14 protein-coding genes and 1 pseudogene are annotated in these 15,351 nt (G+C 63.7%); 4 read left to right on the forward strand and 11 right to left on the reverse strand.

The features are described from left to right. Nucleotides 1-4: 4 nt before the first annotated feature. The 3 genes from ACFWXH_RS23665 to ACFWXH_RS23675 form a co-directional block, all read right to left on the reverse strand. Complete coding sequence (locus ACFWXH_RS23665; RefSeq protein ID WP_379123770.1) at nucleotides 5-1,069, reverse strand: dihydrodipicolinate synthase family protein; 1,065 nt, start codon at nucleotides 1,067-1,069, stop codon at nucleotides 5-7. Nucleotides 1,070-1,071: 2 nt separating this feature from the next. After that, a complete protein-coding gene (locus ACFWXH_RS23670) occupies nucleotides 1,072-2,136 on the reverse strand; it encodes an NAD-dependent epimerase/dehydratase family protein (protein ID WP_379123771.1) in 1,065 nt (354 codons plus the stop codon). An 89-nt stretch (nucleotides 2,137-2,225) separates the two neighbouring features. Next, nucleotides 2,226-3,095 carry a sugar phosphate isomerase/epimerase family protein gene (locus tag ACFWXH_RS23675; RefSeq protein ID WP_379123772.1) on the reverse strand — a complete coding sequence of 290 codons (870 nt, stop codon included), beginning with the start codon at nucleotides 3,093-3,095 and terminating at the stop codon, nucleotides 2,226-2,228. Nucleotides 3,096-3,463: 368 nt separating this feature from the next. Between ACFWXH_RS23675 and ACFWXH_RS23680 the strand changes: the two genes are divergently transcribed. Both ACFWXH_RS23680 and ACFWXH_RS23685 read left to right on the forward strand, forming a co-directional pair. After that, the gene (locus ACFWXH_RS23680) at nucleotides 3,464-4,099 is read left to right on the forward strand and encodes a TetR/AcrR family transcriptional regulator (protein WP_054311251.1); all 636 of its coding nucleotides are present in this window, start codon (nucleotides 3,464-3,466) and stop codon (nucleotides 4,097-4,099) included. Between the two features lie 161 nt (nucleotides 4,100-4,260). Further along, on the forward strand, nucleotides 4,261-5,367 hold the full coding sequence (locus tag ACFWXH_RS23685; RefSeq protein WP_379123773.1) for a calcium:proton antiporter: 1,107 nt from the start codon (nucleotides 4,261-4,263) through the stop codon (nucleotides 5,365-5,367). Nucleotides 5,368-5,391: 24 nt separating this feature from the next. Here the strand turns inward: ACFWXH_RS23685 and ACFWXH_RS23690 are convergent. Further along, a pseudogene (locus tag ACFWXH_RS23690) lies at nucleotides 5,392-5,495 on the reverse strand (FAD-binding protein); the annotation flags it as partial. 182 nt (nucleotides 5,496-5,677) lie between these two features. On the opposite strand from ACFWXH_RS23690, the gene ACFWXH_RS23695 reads away from it, so the two are divergent. Further along, complete coding sequence (locus ACFWXH_RS23695) at nucleotides 5,678-6,316, forward strand: DUF1326 domain-containing protein (RefSeq protein WP_379123774.1); 639 nt, start codon at nucleotides 5,678-5,680, stop codon at nucleotides 6,314-6,316. A 66-nt stretch (nucleotides 6,317-6,382) separates the two neighbouring features. Continuing rightward, entirely contained in the window at nucleotides 6,383-7,192 is an 810-nt protein-coding gene (locus tag ACFWXH_RS23700; protein ID WP_379123775.1) for a DUF2182 domain-containing protein, read from the forward strand. Nucleotides 7,193-7,245: 53 nt separating this feature from the next. Here the strand turns inward: ACFWXH_RS23700 and ACFWXH_RS23705 are convergent, their stop codons facing one another. The 7 genes from ACFWXH_RS23705 to ACFWXH_RS23735 all read right to left on the reverse strand — a co-directional run bounded on the left by ACFWXH_RS23705 (nucleotide 7,246) and on the right by ACFWXH_RS23735 (nucleotide 15,332). Next, nucleotides 7,246-8,433: an alpha-hydroxy-acid oxidizing protein gene (locus ACFWXH_RS23705; protein ID WP_379123776.1), complete on the reverse strand. Its 1,188-nt coding sequence runs from the start codon at nucleotides 8,431-8,433 to the stop codon at nucleotides 7,246-7,248. Nucleotides 8,434-8,488: 55 nt separating this feature from the next. Then, nucleotides 8,489-10,009 carry a M81 family metallopeptidase gene (locus ACFWXH_RS23710; RefSeq protein ID WP_379123777.1) on the reverse strand — a complete coding sequence of 507 codons (1,521 nt, stop codon included), beginning with the start codon at nucleotides 10,007-10,009 and terminating at the stop codon, nucleotides 8,489-8,491. 9 nt (nucleotides 10,010-10,018) lie between these two features. Next, a complete protein-coding gene (locus ACFWXH_RS23715; RefSeq protein WP_379123778.1) occupies nucleotides 10,019-10,981 on the reverse strand; it encodes an ABC transporter ATP-binding protein in 963 nt (320 codons plus the stop codon). Next, nucleotides 10,978-11,895, reverse strand: a complete 918-nt coding sequence (locus ACFWXH_RS23720; RefSeq protein ID WP_379123779.1) for an ABC transporter ATP-binding protein — start codon at nucleotides 11,893-11,895, stop codon at nucleotides 10,978-10,980. Before ACFWXH_RS23720 ends, ACFWXH_RS23715 begins: the two co-directional genes overlap by 4 nt. Beyond that, nucleotides 11,892-12,713: an ABC transporter permease gene (locus tag ACFWXH_RS23725; protein WP_054311977.1), complete on the reverse strand. Its 822-nt coding sequence runs from the start codon at nucleotides 12,711-12,713 to the stop codon at nucleotides 11,892-11,894. Before ACFWXH_RS23725 ends, ACFWXH_RS23720 begins: the two co-directional genes overlap by 4 nt. Nucleotides 12,714-12,716: 3 nt before the next feature. Next, nucleotides 12,717-13,652: an ABC transporter permease gene (locus ACFWXH_RS23730; protein WP_054312399.1), complete on the reverse strand. Its 936-nt coding sequence runs from the start codon at nucleotides 13,650-13,652 to the stop codon at nucleotides 12,717-12,719. 87 nt (nucleotides 13,653-13,739) lie between these two features. After that, nucleotides 13,740-15,332 carry an ABC transporter substrate-binding protein gene (locus ACFWXH_RS23735; RefSeq protein WP_379123780.1) on the reverse strand — a complete coding sequence of 531 codons (1,593 nt, stop codon included), beginning with the start codon at nucleotides 15,330-15,332 and terminating at the stop codon, nucleotides 13,740-13,742. Nucleotides 15,333-15,351 lie beyond the last annotated feature (19 nt).

The following is a 15,351-nucleotide window of genomic DNA, read 5'->3' on the forward strand; positions in this document are numbered from 1 at the left end:
CGGGTCAGTCCAGCCAGCGCGGGAGATTGGCGCGAACGAAATCGTCATCCGCGAGGTCGGCGTGCAGGCGGCTGACACGGGTCAGTTCTTCCGCCTGTCCCGGCGAAAGCCCCTCCTCCGGATCGAGGCACCAGATCCCCTCCAGCAGGCCCTGCCGGCGCAGGATTTCGTGGCAACCCGCAATGCAGCCGTGAAAATCGTTGACGACATCGAAGAAGGCGCTGTTGCAGTCGGTCACGCGGGAGTCGAGCGCAAGCATTTCGGCGGAAACCGCATCCTTCGCCGCTTCCGCCCGGCAGCGCTCGAAGATTTCGACCGCCCCCTTCGTCCACACCGACCAGTGGCCGAGCAGTCCGCCCTTGAAGCGCAGGGTGACGGGCTGGCCGTCGCGCATCACGGTGAACGGCGTGACCAGATCGAGAATGATGTGGTCGTCATTGCCGGTATAGAGCGTGACCTTGTTCTCAGCCCCGGCATTGACGATACCGCGCACCACATCGACGGTGCGATAGCGGTTGAATGGAGCAACCTTGATCGCCACCACATTGGGGATGGCTGCAAAGCGCGCCCAGAAATCGGCCGACAGGTGCAGCCCGCCGACAGCCGGCTGCAGATAGAAGCCGACCAGCGGAATCTCAGCCGCAACCTGCTCGCAATGTGCGATCAGCGCATCCTCGCCCTGGCCCTTGAGGGCGGCAAGGCTGAGCAGACCGGCATGGTAGCCGAGAGACATGGCCGTCTTCGCCTCCCCGACCGCCTGCGCGGTGGGGCCGGCAAGGCCGGCGACCATGACCAGCGTGCGGTCGGTCCAGCTTGCAGCGGCTTCGGCGGCAAGCGACAGCACCCGGTCATAGAGCCCGACCTCGCGAATGGCGAACTGGGTGGTGTGCACACCGACCGCCAGACCACCGGAGCCCGCATCAAGGTAATAGCGCGTCAACGCCCGCTGGCGACGCTCATCGAGCTGACGATCGGCATTGAGCGCCAGGGGATGCGCGGGAATGACGGTCCCTTCGCGCAGAAGGTCCATTGCGGCCTGCCGGGCCTGAGGGGTGGCTTTCCCGGTCATGCTCAGAACGCTCCGCTCCGGGCTTCGAACTTGGTGGGCTTGTTATAGGCGACTTCGCCGCGGGCAACCCAGTCGGCGGTCCAGTCCAGCATCGCCGTCAGCGGCACCGATGGGTAGCCGAACAGCCTGTTGGCCTGCGCGGTGTTGGTAAGCCAGGCGGTGGTTGCCTCGGAACCGAACAGGCGCGGCTCGACATCGAGACGCGACGCCAGTTCATGAACCAGCCAGCGAACCGAAAGGGTTTCCGGACCCGAAACGTTGATCGGACTGGTGACATCCGTGCAATGGGCAAGGCAGCGCAGCGCCTGCGCGTTGGCATCGCCCTGCCAGACGACATTGACATGCCCCATCAGGGACAGGTCGAGCTGGGTGCCGGCCTTGATGCGGCTGGCGAGATCGTAGAGGACGCCGTAGCGCAGATCGATGGCATAGTTCAGCCGGAACAGCCTGCCGGGCGTGCCGTGGACGCGCGAAAAATGCTCGAACATCCGCTCGCGGCCGAGGCAGGACATGGCATATTCGCCCCGCGGCTCGGGCGGCGTCGTCTCCAGAGCGCCCTGCTGCAGCACATCCATCAGGGGATAGATGTTACCGGTCGAGAAGGCGACGATGCGCGAGTCACGATAGGCATTGGCAACCAGCGCCGGCGCATGGGTGTTCATCGCCCAGGTCAGCGCCTGATTGCCCGAAGCGCCGAACTTCATGCCGGCCATGAAGATCACATTGCGCACCTTGGGGAGCGCCGCAACCTGAGCTTCGTCCAGAAGGTCGGCCTTGATGGTCTCGACGTCCCAGGATTCGAGCTGCGCCCGCAGCTCCGGCTCGCTGAACCGGGCAACGCCGATCACCCGCTTTTCGGGCGCGGCACGCTTTGCCAGGCGCGCAAGCGTCGGGCCCATTTTGCCGGCAACGCCGAGGATGACGATGTCGCCGTCCACCGAGGCCAGATCCCGCACGAGAGCGGGGGTTGGCCGGGTCATGTACTCTTCGAGTTCATCCACGGAACCGAAGCGCTCGGGCAGCGCGGCGGCGGCCAGACCGGAATCATTGGCGACTGTCTGATGCAAGATCGGCTCCCTCATGTTCTTTCTTGCCGATGACACTAGCCGCAGCGAAAAAGGAATTCAACTATTTGGTTGAATTTATGCCGGATTTTTTATGCATGATTATTTTTCATATTTATCAATGACTTAAACTTGGAAAGCGCGTTCCGGACCGAGGCTATGGATGGCCACAGATGCGGCTCCATGGTTACGCAGCCCGTGTAGCCATCCTCCTCCAGCGCCCTCACCTGCCCGGCCCAGTCGACATCCCCGTCGGCCAGCAACTCCCACGAATTGTCGGCGTGAACGCGGGCATCCTTGAAATGGACGCCGCGGACGAGATGGCGGCAGGCGGCATAACCGTCCGGCCACGGTATATCGCCGTCGATCAGCGCGTTGGCGGGGTCCCAGTTGAGACCGATCGGGGCGCCTGTGGCCGCGATCAGAGCCGCCGAAAGCGCTCCCGTGTTGGCCCAGTGGCTCTCCTCATTCTCGATGATCAGCGACACATTCGCGCTCTGCGCCAGTTCGGCCGCATGGGCGAGCAAATCCGCAACCCGCCTGGGTGCTGGTCCTGAAGGCCGCCCGCCGCGATGAAAACTGAAGGCGATCAGGTGCCGCGCCCCGGCGGCCACGGCGAATTCCAGCGATTCCGGCAGAAGTCTTTCGACATGGTCGCGCAGCAATGTTTCGGCGCCGGCCCATGCGTCGTGAAACTCGCGGTCCATCCACGCGAGATTGGAACTTTGCGCGGATTCCGGCGGCAGGGGAATCTTGAAAAGCCCGGGAGATATGGCGCTGATCCGTACGTCGAATTCGCGGATCGCCCGCAGCAGCCGCCGCCTTTGCGACGGGCTCAGACGCGGCACGCGGGCATCGTGCATGCCGCGCAGTTCGAAATGGTCTACGCCCCATTCAAGGCCAAGCTCGAAGGCGGTTTCGGGCGAATCCGACAATTCGTCGGTAACGATGGCGGGAATCATGATCAGTGGGCCTCCGGCTGTTGCCCTGAGGTTAGACCGCTGCCGGGAACGATTTCAACTATTTGGTTGATTTCGAGATCGGTGACAGACAAGCTGTCCGGCGCTGTCACGTTATCGGCATCTGGACGGGGTGGGATTTGCGGCTCTGTTGTCAGTTGCCGATGAGCGGGTGTCAGTTCGCCCGTATGGCCGTGCAGATGACCTAGACAGGCCCTGCCTAGCCCACTATCAAACGCGCTGAAGGTGAGCAGGGGTACCAGTTCAGCCTGCCAAGGAGGCGGGCCCGCAGGGGCCCGGGAAGGGCGGATCGCCTGGCGAAGGCCGGAGCAGGTCTGGCGGATCAACAGAGCTGGCAACACGGACTGTGAATGGCGAAAACTCAAACCCGCGCCGCTCATAAGGCGGGAAACGCCCGCGACATAATTCTGGCCGCCGCGCGCGTGGAATTCGCCGAAAAGGGCTTCAATGGCGCGCGTGTCGACAGCATTGCCGCACGCTCCGGTCTCAACAAGCAGCTCGTCTATTATTATTTCGGCAGCAAGGACGACCTCTACCGGGTCACGCTTGAGGAAGCCTATTCAGAGATACGCCTGCGTGAAAAGGACCTGGACCTGCGGTCGCTGCCGCCGCAGGACGCCATCGTGCGGCTCATCGATTTCTCGCTCAGCTATCTGGCGCAGCATCGGGAGTTCATCCGCATGCTGGCTGACGAGAACGCCCTTGGTGGCCCTCACGTCCGGGAATCGGAGGCCTTTCAGCGCACCAATTCGCCGCTGATCGAGATGATCGGGGCGACCCTGCGTGAAGGCGAGGCACAGGGCGTTTTCCGCAAGGGCATCGATCCGCTCAACCTCTACATCTCGATTGCCGGCATGACATTTTTCTACTTCGCCAACGGCATCACCATGTCCGCCATTTTCGGGCGCGATCTTTCCACACCCGAGGCATTGGCCGTCTATCGCGATCATATTGTCGCGCTGACGCTGGCGGGCCTGCGCCCCTGATACCGGTGGCTTGATCGGCCGCCACGCTCAAGGCTGCGGCGACTGTGTGTGGGCGCAAGACCGACTCCTTCTCGACACCTCAGCCCGCTCCGGCACAATATGCGCACGCAGGCAATCCGATGAGTCGCTTCAGCTGAGCCCGGCCGGAAGATTAGTTCACGATGAACCTCGATCGCAAAACTGCCGTCAACGTCGGACTTCCCATTTTCGCCCTGCTTGTGCCGCTCGCAGCCTCCTTTGGTGAATTTCCAATGGAGGATACCAGTTTGCCATTCAGGGTGACGCTCGTAGCAATGGCCATCGGCCTCCTCGTCGCAACGGTCTTCGTCGTCCTGCGCCATGCCGAGACCGTCGCGCACTATGCCGGCGAACCATACGGCACCCTTGTTCTGACGCTGTCAGTAACCACAATCGAGGCATCTTTGATCGTCTCGATGATGCTTCACGGCGCAAACAATCCCACGCTCGCCCGGGAGTCCGTTTTCTCCACTGTGATGATCGTTTGTGCCGGCGTGGTCGGCGTCTGTATCACGCTTGGCGGTTGGCGCCATCGCCATCAGGATCTCAAAAGGCAAGGGACGAGCGCCTTTCTGGCTATGCTGATCGCCTTGACCGGCTTTACTCTCGTCTTGCCGAATTTCACGCTCGCCAGCGACCCAGGCACTTTCTCCCCTACGCAAATGGAATTTGTCAGCATCCTTTCGATTCTCTTGTACGGCAGCTTTGTGCTGGCACAGATGAAGCGCCATCGAGAAGATTTCGTGGAGGATCTGGATCACTCGACAGCAGAACGGCCGCTTGCTCATGGCAAAGGTGTGGCGGTCAGTTCTGCTCTTCTTGTGATAGGTCTTGTCGGGATAGTCCTGCTGGCGGAAGAGGCAGCCGCCGGCCTGGAAGATGGCCTCGTGAGCCTTGGCATCGAGCAGTCGGACGCGGTAGTCGGCGCTTTCATCGCCACACTCGTCTTGATGCCGGAATCGGTTGCTGCCATCAAGGCGGCGCTCCGGAACGAATTGCAGCGCAGCCTAAATATTGCCCTGGGCTCAGCCTGCGCAACCATCGGCTTGACCATTCCTGTTGTCGCCGCCGCAGGTCTTTTGACGGGGCGTTCGTTGACACTCGGTTTGAGTTCAGGAGATACGGTTTTGCTTGTGGTTGCACTAGGCACCAGCATCGTCAGCTTCGGAACCGGACGAACGACGGTGCTGACCGGTCTCGTGCATCTGGTGGTGTTCTTTGCCTATCTGCTTCTCATCGTAGCACCTTGAGGCCGGCGAGGCTGTCGGCGATGACCTTGCAGCCTTCATACCGGCGAGATGCTGCATGGCACCAGAGATGTCGCAGGCGATATAGAGATCGGGCGCCACCGCCTGCCGGTCTGGCCGACCTGCCAGTCCGCTCTCGGGAACATAGAAGGTCGTCTTCGACGGCCGAATTGACGCGCAAAGCTGACTTCGGGAGCTTTGATCCATCACCAACGGCCAAACACCGCACGGAAGCGTGGGGCAACCAAGAACAGCTGGATTGCGAGCCGGCATGGGCGTATTATCCGCCTCTGAATTTTTGGGAGGGACAGCCATGAATGGCGTACCTCAATGGCGTCTAGCAGGCGACTGGTTCGATATCTGCAGTTGCGACATCCCTTGCCCATGCGAGTTCGCACAGCGGCCAACTGGCAATCACTGCCAAGGCGTGCTCGCCTGGCACGTGCAGGAGGGCCAATATGGCGACGTGAAGCTGGACGGCTTGACGCTGGTGGCACTCGGCGAGTTCGAAGGCAATCTCTGGGCCGGCGAAGCCAAGGCCGTAATGGGCATGTATATCGACGAGAAGGCGGACGAGCGGCAGCGCGAAGCCCTGCAGACGATCTTCGGCGGCCAGGCCGGCGGCTGGCCGGCGGGCTTTGCGGCCAATATCGGCGAGATGCGTGGCATGGAGTTTGTGCCGATCAGTTTTGAGGTGGCGGACGACCTTGCCACCTGGCGCGTCGAAATTCCTGACCGCGTCGTTGGGCATGCTGAAGCACTTTCCGGTCCAACCACACCGCCCGGCAAGCGGGTCCAGACGATCAACCCGCCGGGCTCAGAGGTTGGCCCGGGCCAGGTTGCCACCTGGGGGCGCTCAGTAGAAGTAAGCACCAAAGGCTTCGGGCTCGACTGGACAGGAACAGCCCGCTCCAGCAAGCACATTCCGTTCGACTGGAGCGGGCCGAACTAGGGTAGCGAGCCGTTGCCTGATGTGCTCCCTAAGAAATGGTGGCATTTCACTCGGGATCTCCGGGGCATGCCGCTGGGCCTTCTTGGATCACTGGCTGCGCTAACAGCGGCGGCATGGGCGCTCACCATCTACCAAACGATCAGCATGGACATGCCCATGGGCATCACCGTGCGGGGCGGGATGGCGGGTATGGATGGGATGACTGGCATGGCCATGGCCGGAATCGCCGCCAATGGCTGGTCAGTTACAAGCGCCGTCGCCTTTCTCACCGTGTGGACTGTGATGATGGCGGCCATGATGCTGCCAGCTGCCACGCCGATGATCTTCATGTTCGCGACGGCACAGGCGAGACGCGCGCAACACGTTGCCATCCCGACATGGATCTTCGTTGCGGGCTACATCCTTGTCTGGGCGGCGGCAGGCCTTCTGGTGTACGTCGTGGTCCAGCTAGGCAGCGAGGTGGCCGCGAGCCTTGATCCGCCTCAGCGGTCGAAATGGGCGCCGCTCGCGCTTGGGGCCACGCTTGGCGTCGCCGGGCTTTACCAATTCACGAGGCTCAAGCACATTTGCCTGAGCCATTGCCGTTCGCCGCTCGCGTTCGTTGCACAGCATTGGCGCGACGGCCGGATTGGCGCCCTTGAGATGGGGCTGCGCCATGGCGTCTATTGCCTTGGATGCTGCTGGGCGCTGTTTACCGTGCTGGTTGCGGCCGGCGTCGTGAGCGTCGCCTGGATGCTGCTTCTGACGTTGGTCGTCTTTGTCGAGAAGCTACTGCCGCGCGGCCGCTGGTTCGAAAGTGCCTTGGGCATTGCGCTCGTTGGGCTCGGGATCGTCGTGTCCCTCGGGGCGATCGAGATGCCCTGGATAAGCAGTTAGGGGCATCCCTTAACGGTTGGAACCGTGGGCGGGGAACCAGGAAGCCGATTCCGCTACAGGTTCCTTCGGCCCCAGGCTGGCCGGACATGATCCTGCTGTATGTCGCGAACGCCGCAGATGCCCAGCAGCGCCATGTCCTGGAGCAGTTCCTTCTCGAGAATTTCGATCGCCCTGGCCACGCCGGGCTCGCCAGCCACCGCGGCCGCGTAGAGGAATGGCCGGCCGACGAATACGAACCGGGCGCCGAGCGCGAGCGCCTTCAGGATGTCGGTGCCGCGCCGGATGCCGCCGTCGAGCATCACCGACGTCTTGTCTCCGACGCGTGCGACGATGTCGGGCAAGGCATGGAGCGGAGCGGTCGCACCGTCGAGCTGTCTGCCGCCGTGATTGGAAACGATGATGCCGTCGACGCCGGTTGCCACGGCGCGGTCGGCATCGTCTTCATGCAGGATGCCCTTGACGATCAGCCTGCCGGGGAACCGTTTCCTGATCCGCTCGAGATGTGTCCAATTGAGGTGATCGCGCTTGCCGAAATCGCGCGTCACGGTTGACGAGACGATCGGCGCGCCGCGCGTCGCGTAGGAGTTCTCGAAGTGCGGGATGCCATGCCTGGCGATCGTCCTGAGGAACGTGCCGGCGGTCCAGCTGGGGTGCGACAGGCCTTGCCAGAGAAGAGCGAGGCTCGGCTTGAGCGGCGTCGAGAAGCCAGCCCGGATGTTGTTCTCGCGGTTTGGCAGCGTCGCGGTATCGACAGTCAGGAGAAGCGTCCTGAAACCGGCGGCGATGACCCGGTCGACAAGCGCATCGATCCGCTCGGGCTCACCCGGCAGATAGGCCTGGAACCAGCTGCGCGGCGCGATGCTTGCCACCTCTTCGAGCCGGATCAGCGACGAGCCGCTCATGATCATCGGAATGCCGGCTTCCTCGGCAGCCTTGGCCAGCACGATATCGCCCCGGTAGGCCATCAAGGCGCTGATGCCCATGGGGGCGATGCCGAACGGTGCGGCATAGGTTTCGCCGAACAGGTCCGTCGCGGCGGTGCGTGCCGAGACGTCGCGGAGGACGCGCGGCTTGAACACATAGTCCTGGAACGACCCGGCATTGAGCCGGAGCGAGGCGTTGGTCTCGGCGGCTCCAGCGATATAGCCGAACAGGGGTCCCGGCAAGTGCCGTCGCGCCAGGGGCTCGAAATCGTCGAGCGACAGCACCTTGCGCAACCGGCGATCCATGGAAGATGTCATCCCCTGCCCTCAAGCAATTCCAGGAAAACCGTTACACACTTTTCCTGGAATTGCTCTAGAGCGTATCGGATAAGGCGGCAGGGACGCGCTCGAAATCCCTGTCGAGCGGCCAGAGCGGGCGCGGGGCGCGGCTGTAGCGACGCCGCTCCGCCCGTGGCGTTGCCAGCGCACCCGCATCGCAGACGATGACCTTGCCGGCGATCGGCTCGAAGGCCGCGCGGAAATGCTGCATCGATTTCAGCGCCAGCACCTTGCGGGCCGTCGGTTCGATCCCGAAGGCGCGCAATTGCTGGAGGTCGACCATCTGCTGCGCCTCCGAGACGACCAGCACTTCGATCCCGTCGACATCGATGACGGCGGTCGGCCCGAAACTATGGGCAAGCGCGCCCTGGATCGGCCCATCGCCGACATAGGCTCCATCCGAAAGCTTGCGCAGTACGCCTGTCACCGTCAGCGGGCCGCCGCCGAAATCCGGATCGCCTTTGCCGCCGATCGTGACCGTCACGGTCTCGCCCTGCCTGCCGCGGTGCAACTCCCGCGCCGCCTGCGGATCGACCATCGGCGCGAACACGGCGCCTCTCACGCCCGCGTCGAGCAAACCCTTGAGCAGCGCCGTCGCGTCGCCATAGGCGCCTGCGCCGGGGTTGTCGGCATAGTCGGCGATGACGAGCGGTCTGTCGCCGCGCCAGGAGAGCGCCTCGGCCGCCGCTTCATCCACCTCGATGAAGACGTTGCGCTTCTTCGTGCGCCCCTGCCAGATCCTGTCCGCCAGGTCCTCCGTCACCTGCCTGGCGGCATCCTCGGCGCCGGGACCGCGGCTGTCATAGGTCGCAAGCACGGTGGCACCGACACAGGAGACATCCGCTCCCGTGAAACCGGCGTTGACCGAGACCGCAAGCAGCCCTCCGGTCTCGGCATCGCGGGCCCGCTCATAAAGTGCGCGCGTCTCGGGAATGTCGGTGCGGCCGGAATTCGCCTCGTCCAGCATCGGCACATGCGCCCTGATGGTACGCGGCGCGATCTCGCCTTTCATCGCGCGGTCGAGGATGCGGGCGGCATGAGCGCCGGTTTCGCGCATGTCCACATGCGGATAGGTCTTGTAGGAAACGAAGATCTGCGCGTGGCGGACCATGTCCTCCGACACCATCGCATGCAGGTCGAGCGTCACGGCGATGGGAATATCCCCGCCCAGTTCGGCCCGCAGGAGGCCCAGGAGATAACCCTCCCCGTCGTCGCAGAAGTCGGGCACCATCGAACCGTGAAGACCGAGGAGGACACCGTCGAGCCGGTTCGAGCGCGCGGCCTCCAGAATGGTGCCGGCGATGTGATCGTAGGCCGCCTTCGTCACCTGTCCGCCGGGCACGGCGTGGGCCGAAATCGCGTGGACGACATTCCAGCCGGCGGGTTCGGCGACATCCATGAAACCGGCGAGTTCGGTGTTGGCGTTGCGCCGGGCGCGGATCGCCTCGTCGCCATAAAACAGCGTATCCACCTGGAATTGCGGCAGGCCGGTCTGGTAGCGCGAGAACGTGTTGCTCTCGTGCATGAATTCGCAGGTGAGGACGGTGAAGGTCATCGAAACTTTCTATGGAATGCTCTGATGTGCAAGGCGGACACGGTGGCTCCGTCCGATCTCGACAAGCCTGCTGGGTTCAGGTTCTTCGTCGGGATCTGGACGGCGCGATATGTCGGGCGAAAAGCGCGCCGCGTCGGGCACCGGGGCAGCGTCCGGCAGCCCGCGTGCGCCCGCCAGGATCGCGTCGGGGTCGGGAACCGAACCGATCAGGCGGCGCGTATAGGGATGCGTCGGGCGGCTGAAGATCGAGTGCCAGTCGCCCTCCTCGACGATGCGGCCGAAATACATCACCGCGACCCGGTCGCTGACATGCTCGACCACGCTCAGATCGTGGGAGATCATGATGTAGCTCAGGCCGAGCGTCTCCTGCAGGTCCATCAGGAGGTTGATGATCTGCGCCTGGATGGACACGTCCAGCGCCGACACCGGCTCGTCCAGCACCAGGATCTTCGGATCCAGCATCAGGGCGCGCGCGATGCCGATGCGCTGACGCTGTCCGCCCGAGAACTCATGCGGGTAACGGTCGGCGTGATCCGGCGTCAGGCCGACGCGGGTCAGCATCTCGGCGACGCGGTGACTGGCCTCGCTGCCTTTGGCGATGCCATGCAGGGAAAGCTGCGAGGACAGCATGCGGCCGATGGTCTGGCGCGGATTGAGCGACGCATAGGGGTCCTGGAAGACCATCTGGGCGATGCGCGCGCGATCCTTGCGGGCGGGAGCGCCGGGACCCGTCAACGGCTTGCCCTGGAACAGGATCTCTCCCGCGGTCGGCTCCTGCAGCCCCATCACGGTCAGCGCCGTGGTGGATTTCCCGCAGCCGGATTCCCCGACGATGGACAGGCACTCTTTTTCGTTCAGGGTCAGGTTCACGCCCTGCACGGCGCGCAGCTTGCGCCTTGGCGCGAAAAGCGACTGGCGCGGCAGCGGAAAGTGGACGTCGAGGTCGCGGATCTCCAGCAGGGGGCGGGTCATGCGCTCGCCTCCAGACGGAGGCCGCGCGGCGTCGTCAGCGTCGGCGCGTCGCGCCCGCGTTCTTCCCTCGCGACCACCGTGTCGAGTTCGGCCAGACGGCCGCGGCCGGCCGGCGTTCGCGACCCCAGGCGCGGGCGCGACGCGAGCAGGCCGCGGGTGTAGGGATGCAGCGGCTTTTCGAACAAGGCCCGGGTGTCCTGCTCCTCGACCAGCCGGCCCTGATCCATGACCCCGACACGCCGGCACATATTGGCGATCACGCCGAGATCGTGACTGACCAGCAGCACGGCCGTTCCCTCGGCTTTGCAAAGCTCGGCGATCAGTTCCAGGATGCCCGCCTGCACCGTCACGTCGAGCGCGGTGGTGGGCTCGTCGGCAATCAGCAGGTCGGGCCGGCAGGCCAGCGCGATCGCGATCATGACGCGCTGGCGCATGCCTCCCGACAGTTGATGCGGATAGGACCGGGCGCGCTCCTCCGGTGACGGGACGCGAACGCTTTCCAGCGCCTCGACGGCCTTGCGGCGCGCCTCGGACCACCCAAGGCCGCTGTGGATGACGAACATTTCTGCGATCTGCCGGCCGATCGTCACCAGTGGGTTGAGGGCCGTCATCGGCTCCTGGAACACCATGGCCATGCGCTCGCCGCGCAGCCGGCGCCTGGCGCGGCTGCCAAGCTTCAGGACATCCTGGCCCTGGAAGACGATCGAGCCGCCGGTCACTTGCAGCGGACGCTTCAGCAGTCCCATCAGCGACAGGCCGGTGATGCTTTTGCCGGAGCCGGACTCTCCGACAAGCCCGTAGGTTTCGCCCGGCAGGATGTCGAAGGACACGTCGTGCAGCAGTTCATTGCGCCTGCCGACGCCGATGCGCAGGTTGCGGACGGACAGGACCGGATCGGGAAGAGCGCTGCTCATGTCCTGCGGGTCCTCATATGGGGATCGAGCATGTCGCGCAGCCCGTCGCCAAGCAGGTTGAAGCCAAGCACGGTGATGAAGATGGCGAGGCCGGGGAAGATCGCGGCCCAGGGCGCGCTGCGCAACAGTTCGCGCGCGTCGGTCAGCATGTTGCCCCAGCTCGGCTGCGGCGGACGGATACCGACCCCCAGGAAGGACAGCGCCGCTTCCGACAGGACCGCGCCGCCGATGCCGAGCGTGGCGATGACCAGGACCGGGCCGAGGATGTTCGGCAGGATCTGCGTGCGCATGATGTTGGCGTCGCCGAAGCCCGCCGTCCTGGCGGCCTGCACGAAGCCCTGGTTCCTGAGCGACAAGGTCGAACCGCGGGCGATGCGGCAGGTCCAGGACCAGTTGGTCAGGCCGAGCGCGATGAGAAGGCTGGGCAGGCCCGGCCCCAGCACCGCCATGATGGCGAGTGCGAAGACCAGGGACGGGATCGCCAGCATGACATTGGTCAGCCCGTTCACCAGGTCGTCCCACCAGCCGCCGAAATAGCCCGCCGAAACGCCGAGCGCCGTGCCGATGACAGAGTTGATCAGCTGCGAGACGAGACCGACGGTCAGGGATACCCTCGCGCCATAAAGCACACGCGAAAGGACGTCGCGGCCCTGCCCGTCCGTGCCCAGCCAGTGCTCCCAGCTCGGCGGCATTTCGGAGTTCATCAGATCCGCGTCGATGATCGGATCGTAGGGCGCGATCCACCCGGCGCAGATCGCCGCGACAACCACGAGCAGCACCAGCGCGAGGCCAAAGGCGAAGTTGAAGCGCAGCCGCATCGATCAACTCACCTTGATGCGCGGGTCGATCGCCGCATAGGCGATATCGACCAGCATGTTGATGACCAGGAACCACAGGACGATCACGATGACCGTGCCCTGCACGACAGGGATGTCGCGCGCCGACACGCTGTCGACCAGCAGCGATCCGATCCCCGGCCAGGAGAACAGCTTTTCGATCACGATCGCCTGGCCCATCAGCGAACCGACCTGGAGGCCGAGCGTGGTCAGGATCAGCACCAGCACGTTGCGGGTGACATGGCTGCGCACCAGGCGCGGTTCGGACAGCCCCTTGGCGCGCGCGGTGCGGATGAAATCGGCGTTCATCACATCGAGCACGCCGGCACGGGTGGTTCGCGCCAGCAACGCCATCGGCGATACGCCGAGCGCGATGGCGGGCAGGATGATGTGTCTGAAGCTGCCGGCCTGATAGCCGAAGCTGGGCAGCAGGCCGAGCTCCAGCGCGAAGACATACATCAGCAGCAGGCCGAACCAGAATTCGGGAAGCGACAGGCCGGAAACCGCCACCATCATCGTGCCGGTGTCGAACACGCTGCCGGGCTTCAGCGCCGCGAGGAACCCCAGCGGAATGCCGACCGCGGCGGCAAAGCACATCGCAGCCAGCGCCAGCTTGACCGAGGGCCAGAGCCGCGGCTCGATCACGTTCCACACCGGCTCGCGGGTGCGGTATGAAATGCCGAGGTCGAAATGCCCGAGGTTCCACAGATAGTCCCACAGGCGCACCGGCAAGGGTTTGTCCAGGCCGAACTGCGCGTTCAGATGGGCCATCACGTCGGCATTGGTGGCGTTTCGCCCTTCCGCCATCAGGCTCGATATGAAGCTGCCCGGAATGACGGAGAAGATCACGAAGATGATCACGACGACCGCCAGCAGGGTCGGGATCATCTGCAATGTGCGGCGAAGGATGAAGCGCAACATCTGCGGGCTCGGCCTTTCATTCGGCGGTCGCAAAGCATCGCGTGCGACCGGCCGCAGCCGATCCCACGCGATGGCCGTCTCAGCTCGCTATTTGCGCGATGCCGGCGCCTTGTCGTCGATCCAGATGTCTTCGTAATCCTGGATCGCCAGTTCCATGGCGTTGGCCTTCAACCCGTGCACCCATGGCTGGTAGGCCATGACGGCCTTGTTGTAGTTGAAGAACCAGACCGGCGCTTCCTCCTGCAACAGGTTGTTGGCCTGCTTCAGGAGATCGCTCTGCTTGGCCGGATCGGTTTCGTTGCCCGCCTGTTCGATGAGCTTGTCGAAGTCGGGGTTGGAGAACTTGACGTAGTTGCAGGCGGTCTGCGAGGTCTTGGAATAGAAGCAGTTGAGATATTTCAGCGGGTCCGGACCCGACGAGTTCGACCAGATGAAGGTTTCGAAATTGTCGGACAGGATCTTGTCCGACAGGACCGAGCTTTCCACCGGATCCGTCGTGACTTCCACGCCGACCTTGGCAAGCATGGGAATGATCGCCTCGACGATCGGCACGCCCCAGCTTTCATTGGAAGTCGCGGTGACCGAGAACTTCAGGCCGGTCTCGAAGCCGGCTTCCTTCAGCAGCGCCTTGGCCTTTTCCGGATCATAGGCATAGGGCTTGGCGTTCTTGTCGAAGGCGGGCGACGAGATCGGCAGCCAGGAGACCGCCGGATAGGCCTTGTTCTTCAGCAGCTTGGTGACGATCACATCCTTGTTGATCGCGTAGTTGATCGCCTGCCGGACACGCTTGTCCTGGAACGCCTTGACCTTCGGGTTGAAGCCGATGTTGCGGGTATAGACCTCGGCCACTTCGAGGATGTGATCCTTCAGCGCCGGATCCTGATTGTAGGCGTCGTACTGCACCGGGCCCAGGATGTTGGCGTCGATCTCGCCGTTGCGGAAAGCGACGTCGCGGGCCGAGGCTTCGCCCATCAGCATGATGTCGAGCTTGTCGAGATGCGGCTTGCCCTTCTCGTAGTAGCCGTCGAATTTGGCCAGCTCGACCTTGGAGCCGGGGACATAGTTCGCCAGCTTGAACGGGCCGAGGCCGTTCGGCTTGGAGGCAAGCTGGTCTTCCGGATAGTCCTTGGAATAGATCGGCGCATAGTTCGACATCAGGTTCCAGCCCGGATCGGCCAGATTGACGACGGTGATCTCGACGGTCCTGTCGTCGATCTTCTTCACCCCGGAAATATGGTCGGCCTTGCCGGCCTGGAATTCGGCGACGCCGGCGATCTGCAGCATCTGCTCGGCGCCCGGCAGCGCCTTCTTGGGGTCGGCCAGGCGGTTGTAGGACCAGACCACGTCATCGGCGTCGAGCTTGTCGCCATTGTGGAAGGTCGCCTCTCGGAGCTTGTAGGTATAGGTCTTGCCATCGTCCGACTTCGTGAAGGATTCCGCGAGGTCGAGCTCGGGCTTGCCGCTTTCGGGGTTCCATTTGTAGAGCGAGCGGTTGATCGCTTTGGCCACGATCTCGTCTTGCGTGTGCGGTGTGGCGGTGATGTCGAGCGACGTGATGGAGTTCCCGTAAGCCGCGGTGAACACCAGTTTCCCGCCATCCTTCGGGGTGGCGTCCTGCGCCAGCGCGGCGCTGGCCGTTCCAAGCGCAAGCGCTGCGATAAAGCCAAGTCTGGTCAACATCCCTCAGTTCCTCCCTGGG

The sequence above is a fragment of the Mesorhizobium sp. NPDC059054 genome (genome assembly GCF_042739215.1).
Taxonomy (GTDB): Bacteria; Pseudomonadota; Alphaproteobacteria; order Rhizobiales; family Rhizobiaceae; genus Mesorhizobium.

Coding starts and splice junctions, on each gene's coding strand:
- ACFWXH_RS23695 (WP_379123774.1), top strand. CDS start 5,678: ATGAATGGCGTACCTCAATGGCGTCTAGCAGGCGACTGGTTCGATATC.
- ACFWXH_RS23715 (WP_379123778.1), bottom strand. CDS start 10,981: ATGACCCGCCCCCTGCTGGAGATCCGCGACCTCGACGTCCACTTTCCG.
- ACFWXH_RS23680 (WP_054311251.1), top strand. CDS start 3,464: ATGGCGAAAACTCAAACCCGCGCCGCTCATAAGGCGGGAAACGCCCGC.
- ACFWXH_RS23665 (WP_379123770.1), bottom strand. CDS start 1,069: ATGACCGGGAAAGCCACCCCTCAGGCCCGGCAGGCCGCAATGGACCTT.
- ACFWXH_RS23710 (WP_379123777.1), bottom strand. CDS start 10,009: ATGACCTTCACCGTCCTCACCTGCGAATTCATGCACGAGAGCAACACG.
- ACFWXH_RS23700 (WP_379123775.1), top strand. CDS start 6,383: ATGCCGCTGGGCCTTCTTGGATCACTGGCTGCGCTAACAGCGGCGGCA.
- ACFWXH_RS23725 (WP_054311977.1), bottom strand. CDS start 12,713: ATGCGGCTGCGCTTCAACTTCGCCTTTGGCCTCGCGCTGGTGCTGCTC.
- ACFWXH_RS23735 (WP_379123780.1), bottom strand. CDS start 15,332: ATGTTGACCAGACTTGGCTTTATCGCAGCGCTTGCGCTTGGAACGGCC.
- ACFWXH_RS23730 (WP_054312399.1), bottom strand. CDS start 13,652: ATGTTGCGCTTCATCCTTCGCCGCACATTGCAGATGATCCCGACCCTG.
- ACFWXH_RS23675 (WP_379123772.1), bottom strand. CDS start 3,095: ATGATTCCCGCCATCGTTACCGACGAATTGTCGGATTCGCCCGAAACC.
- ACFWXH_RS23685 (WP_379123773.1), top strand. CDS start 4,261: ATGAACCTCGATCGCAAAACTGCCGTCAACGTCGGACTTCCCATTTTC.
- ACFWXH_RS23720 (WP_379123779.1), bottom strand. CDS start 11,895: ATGAGCAGCGCTCTTCCCGATCCGGTCCTGTCCGTCCGCAACCTGCGC.
- ACFWXH_RS23705 (WP_379123776.1), bottom strand. CDS start 8,433: ATGACATCTTCCATGGATCGCCGGTTGCGCAAGGTGCTGTCGCTCGAC.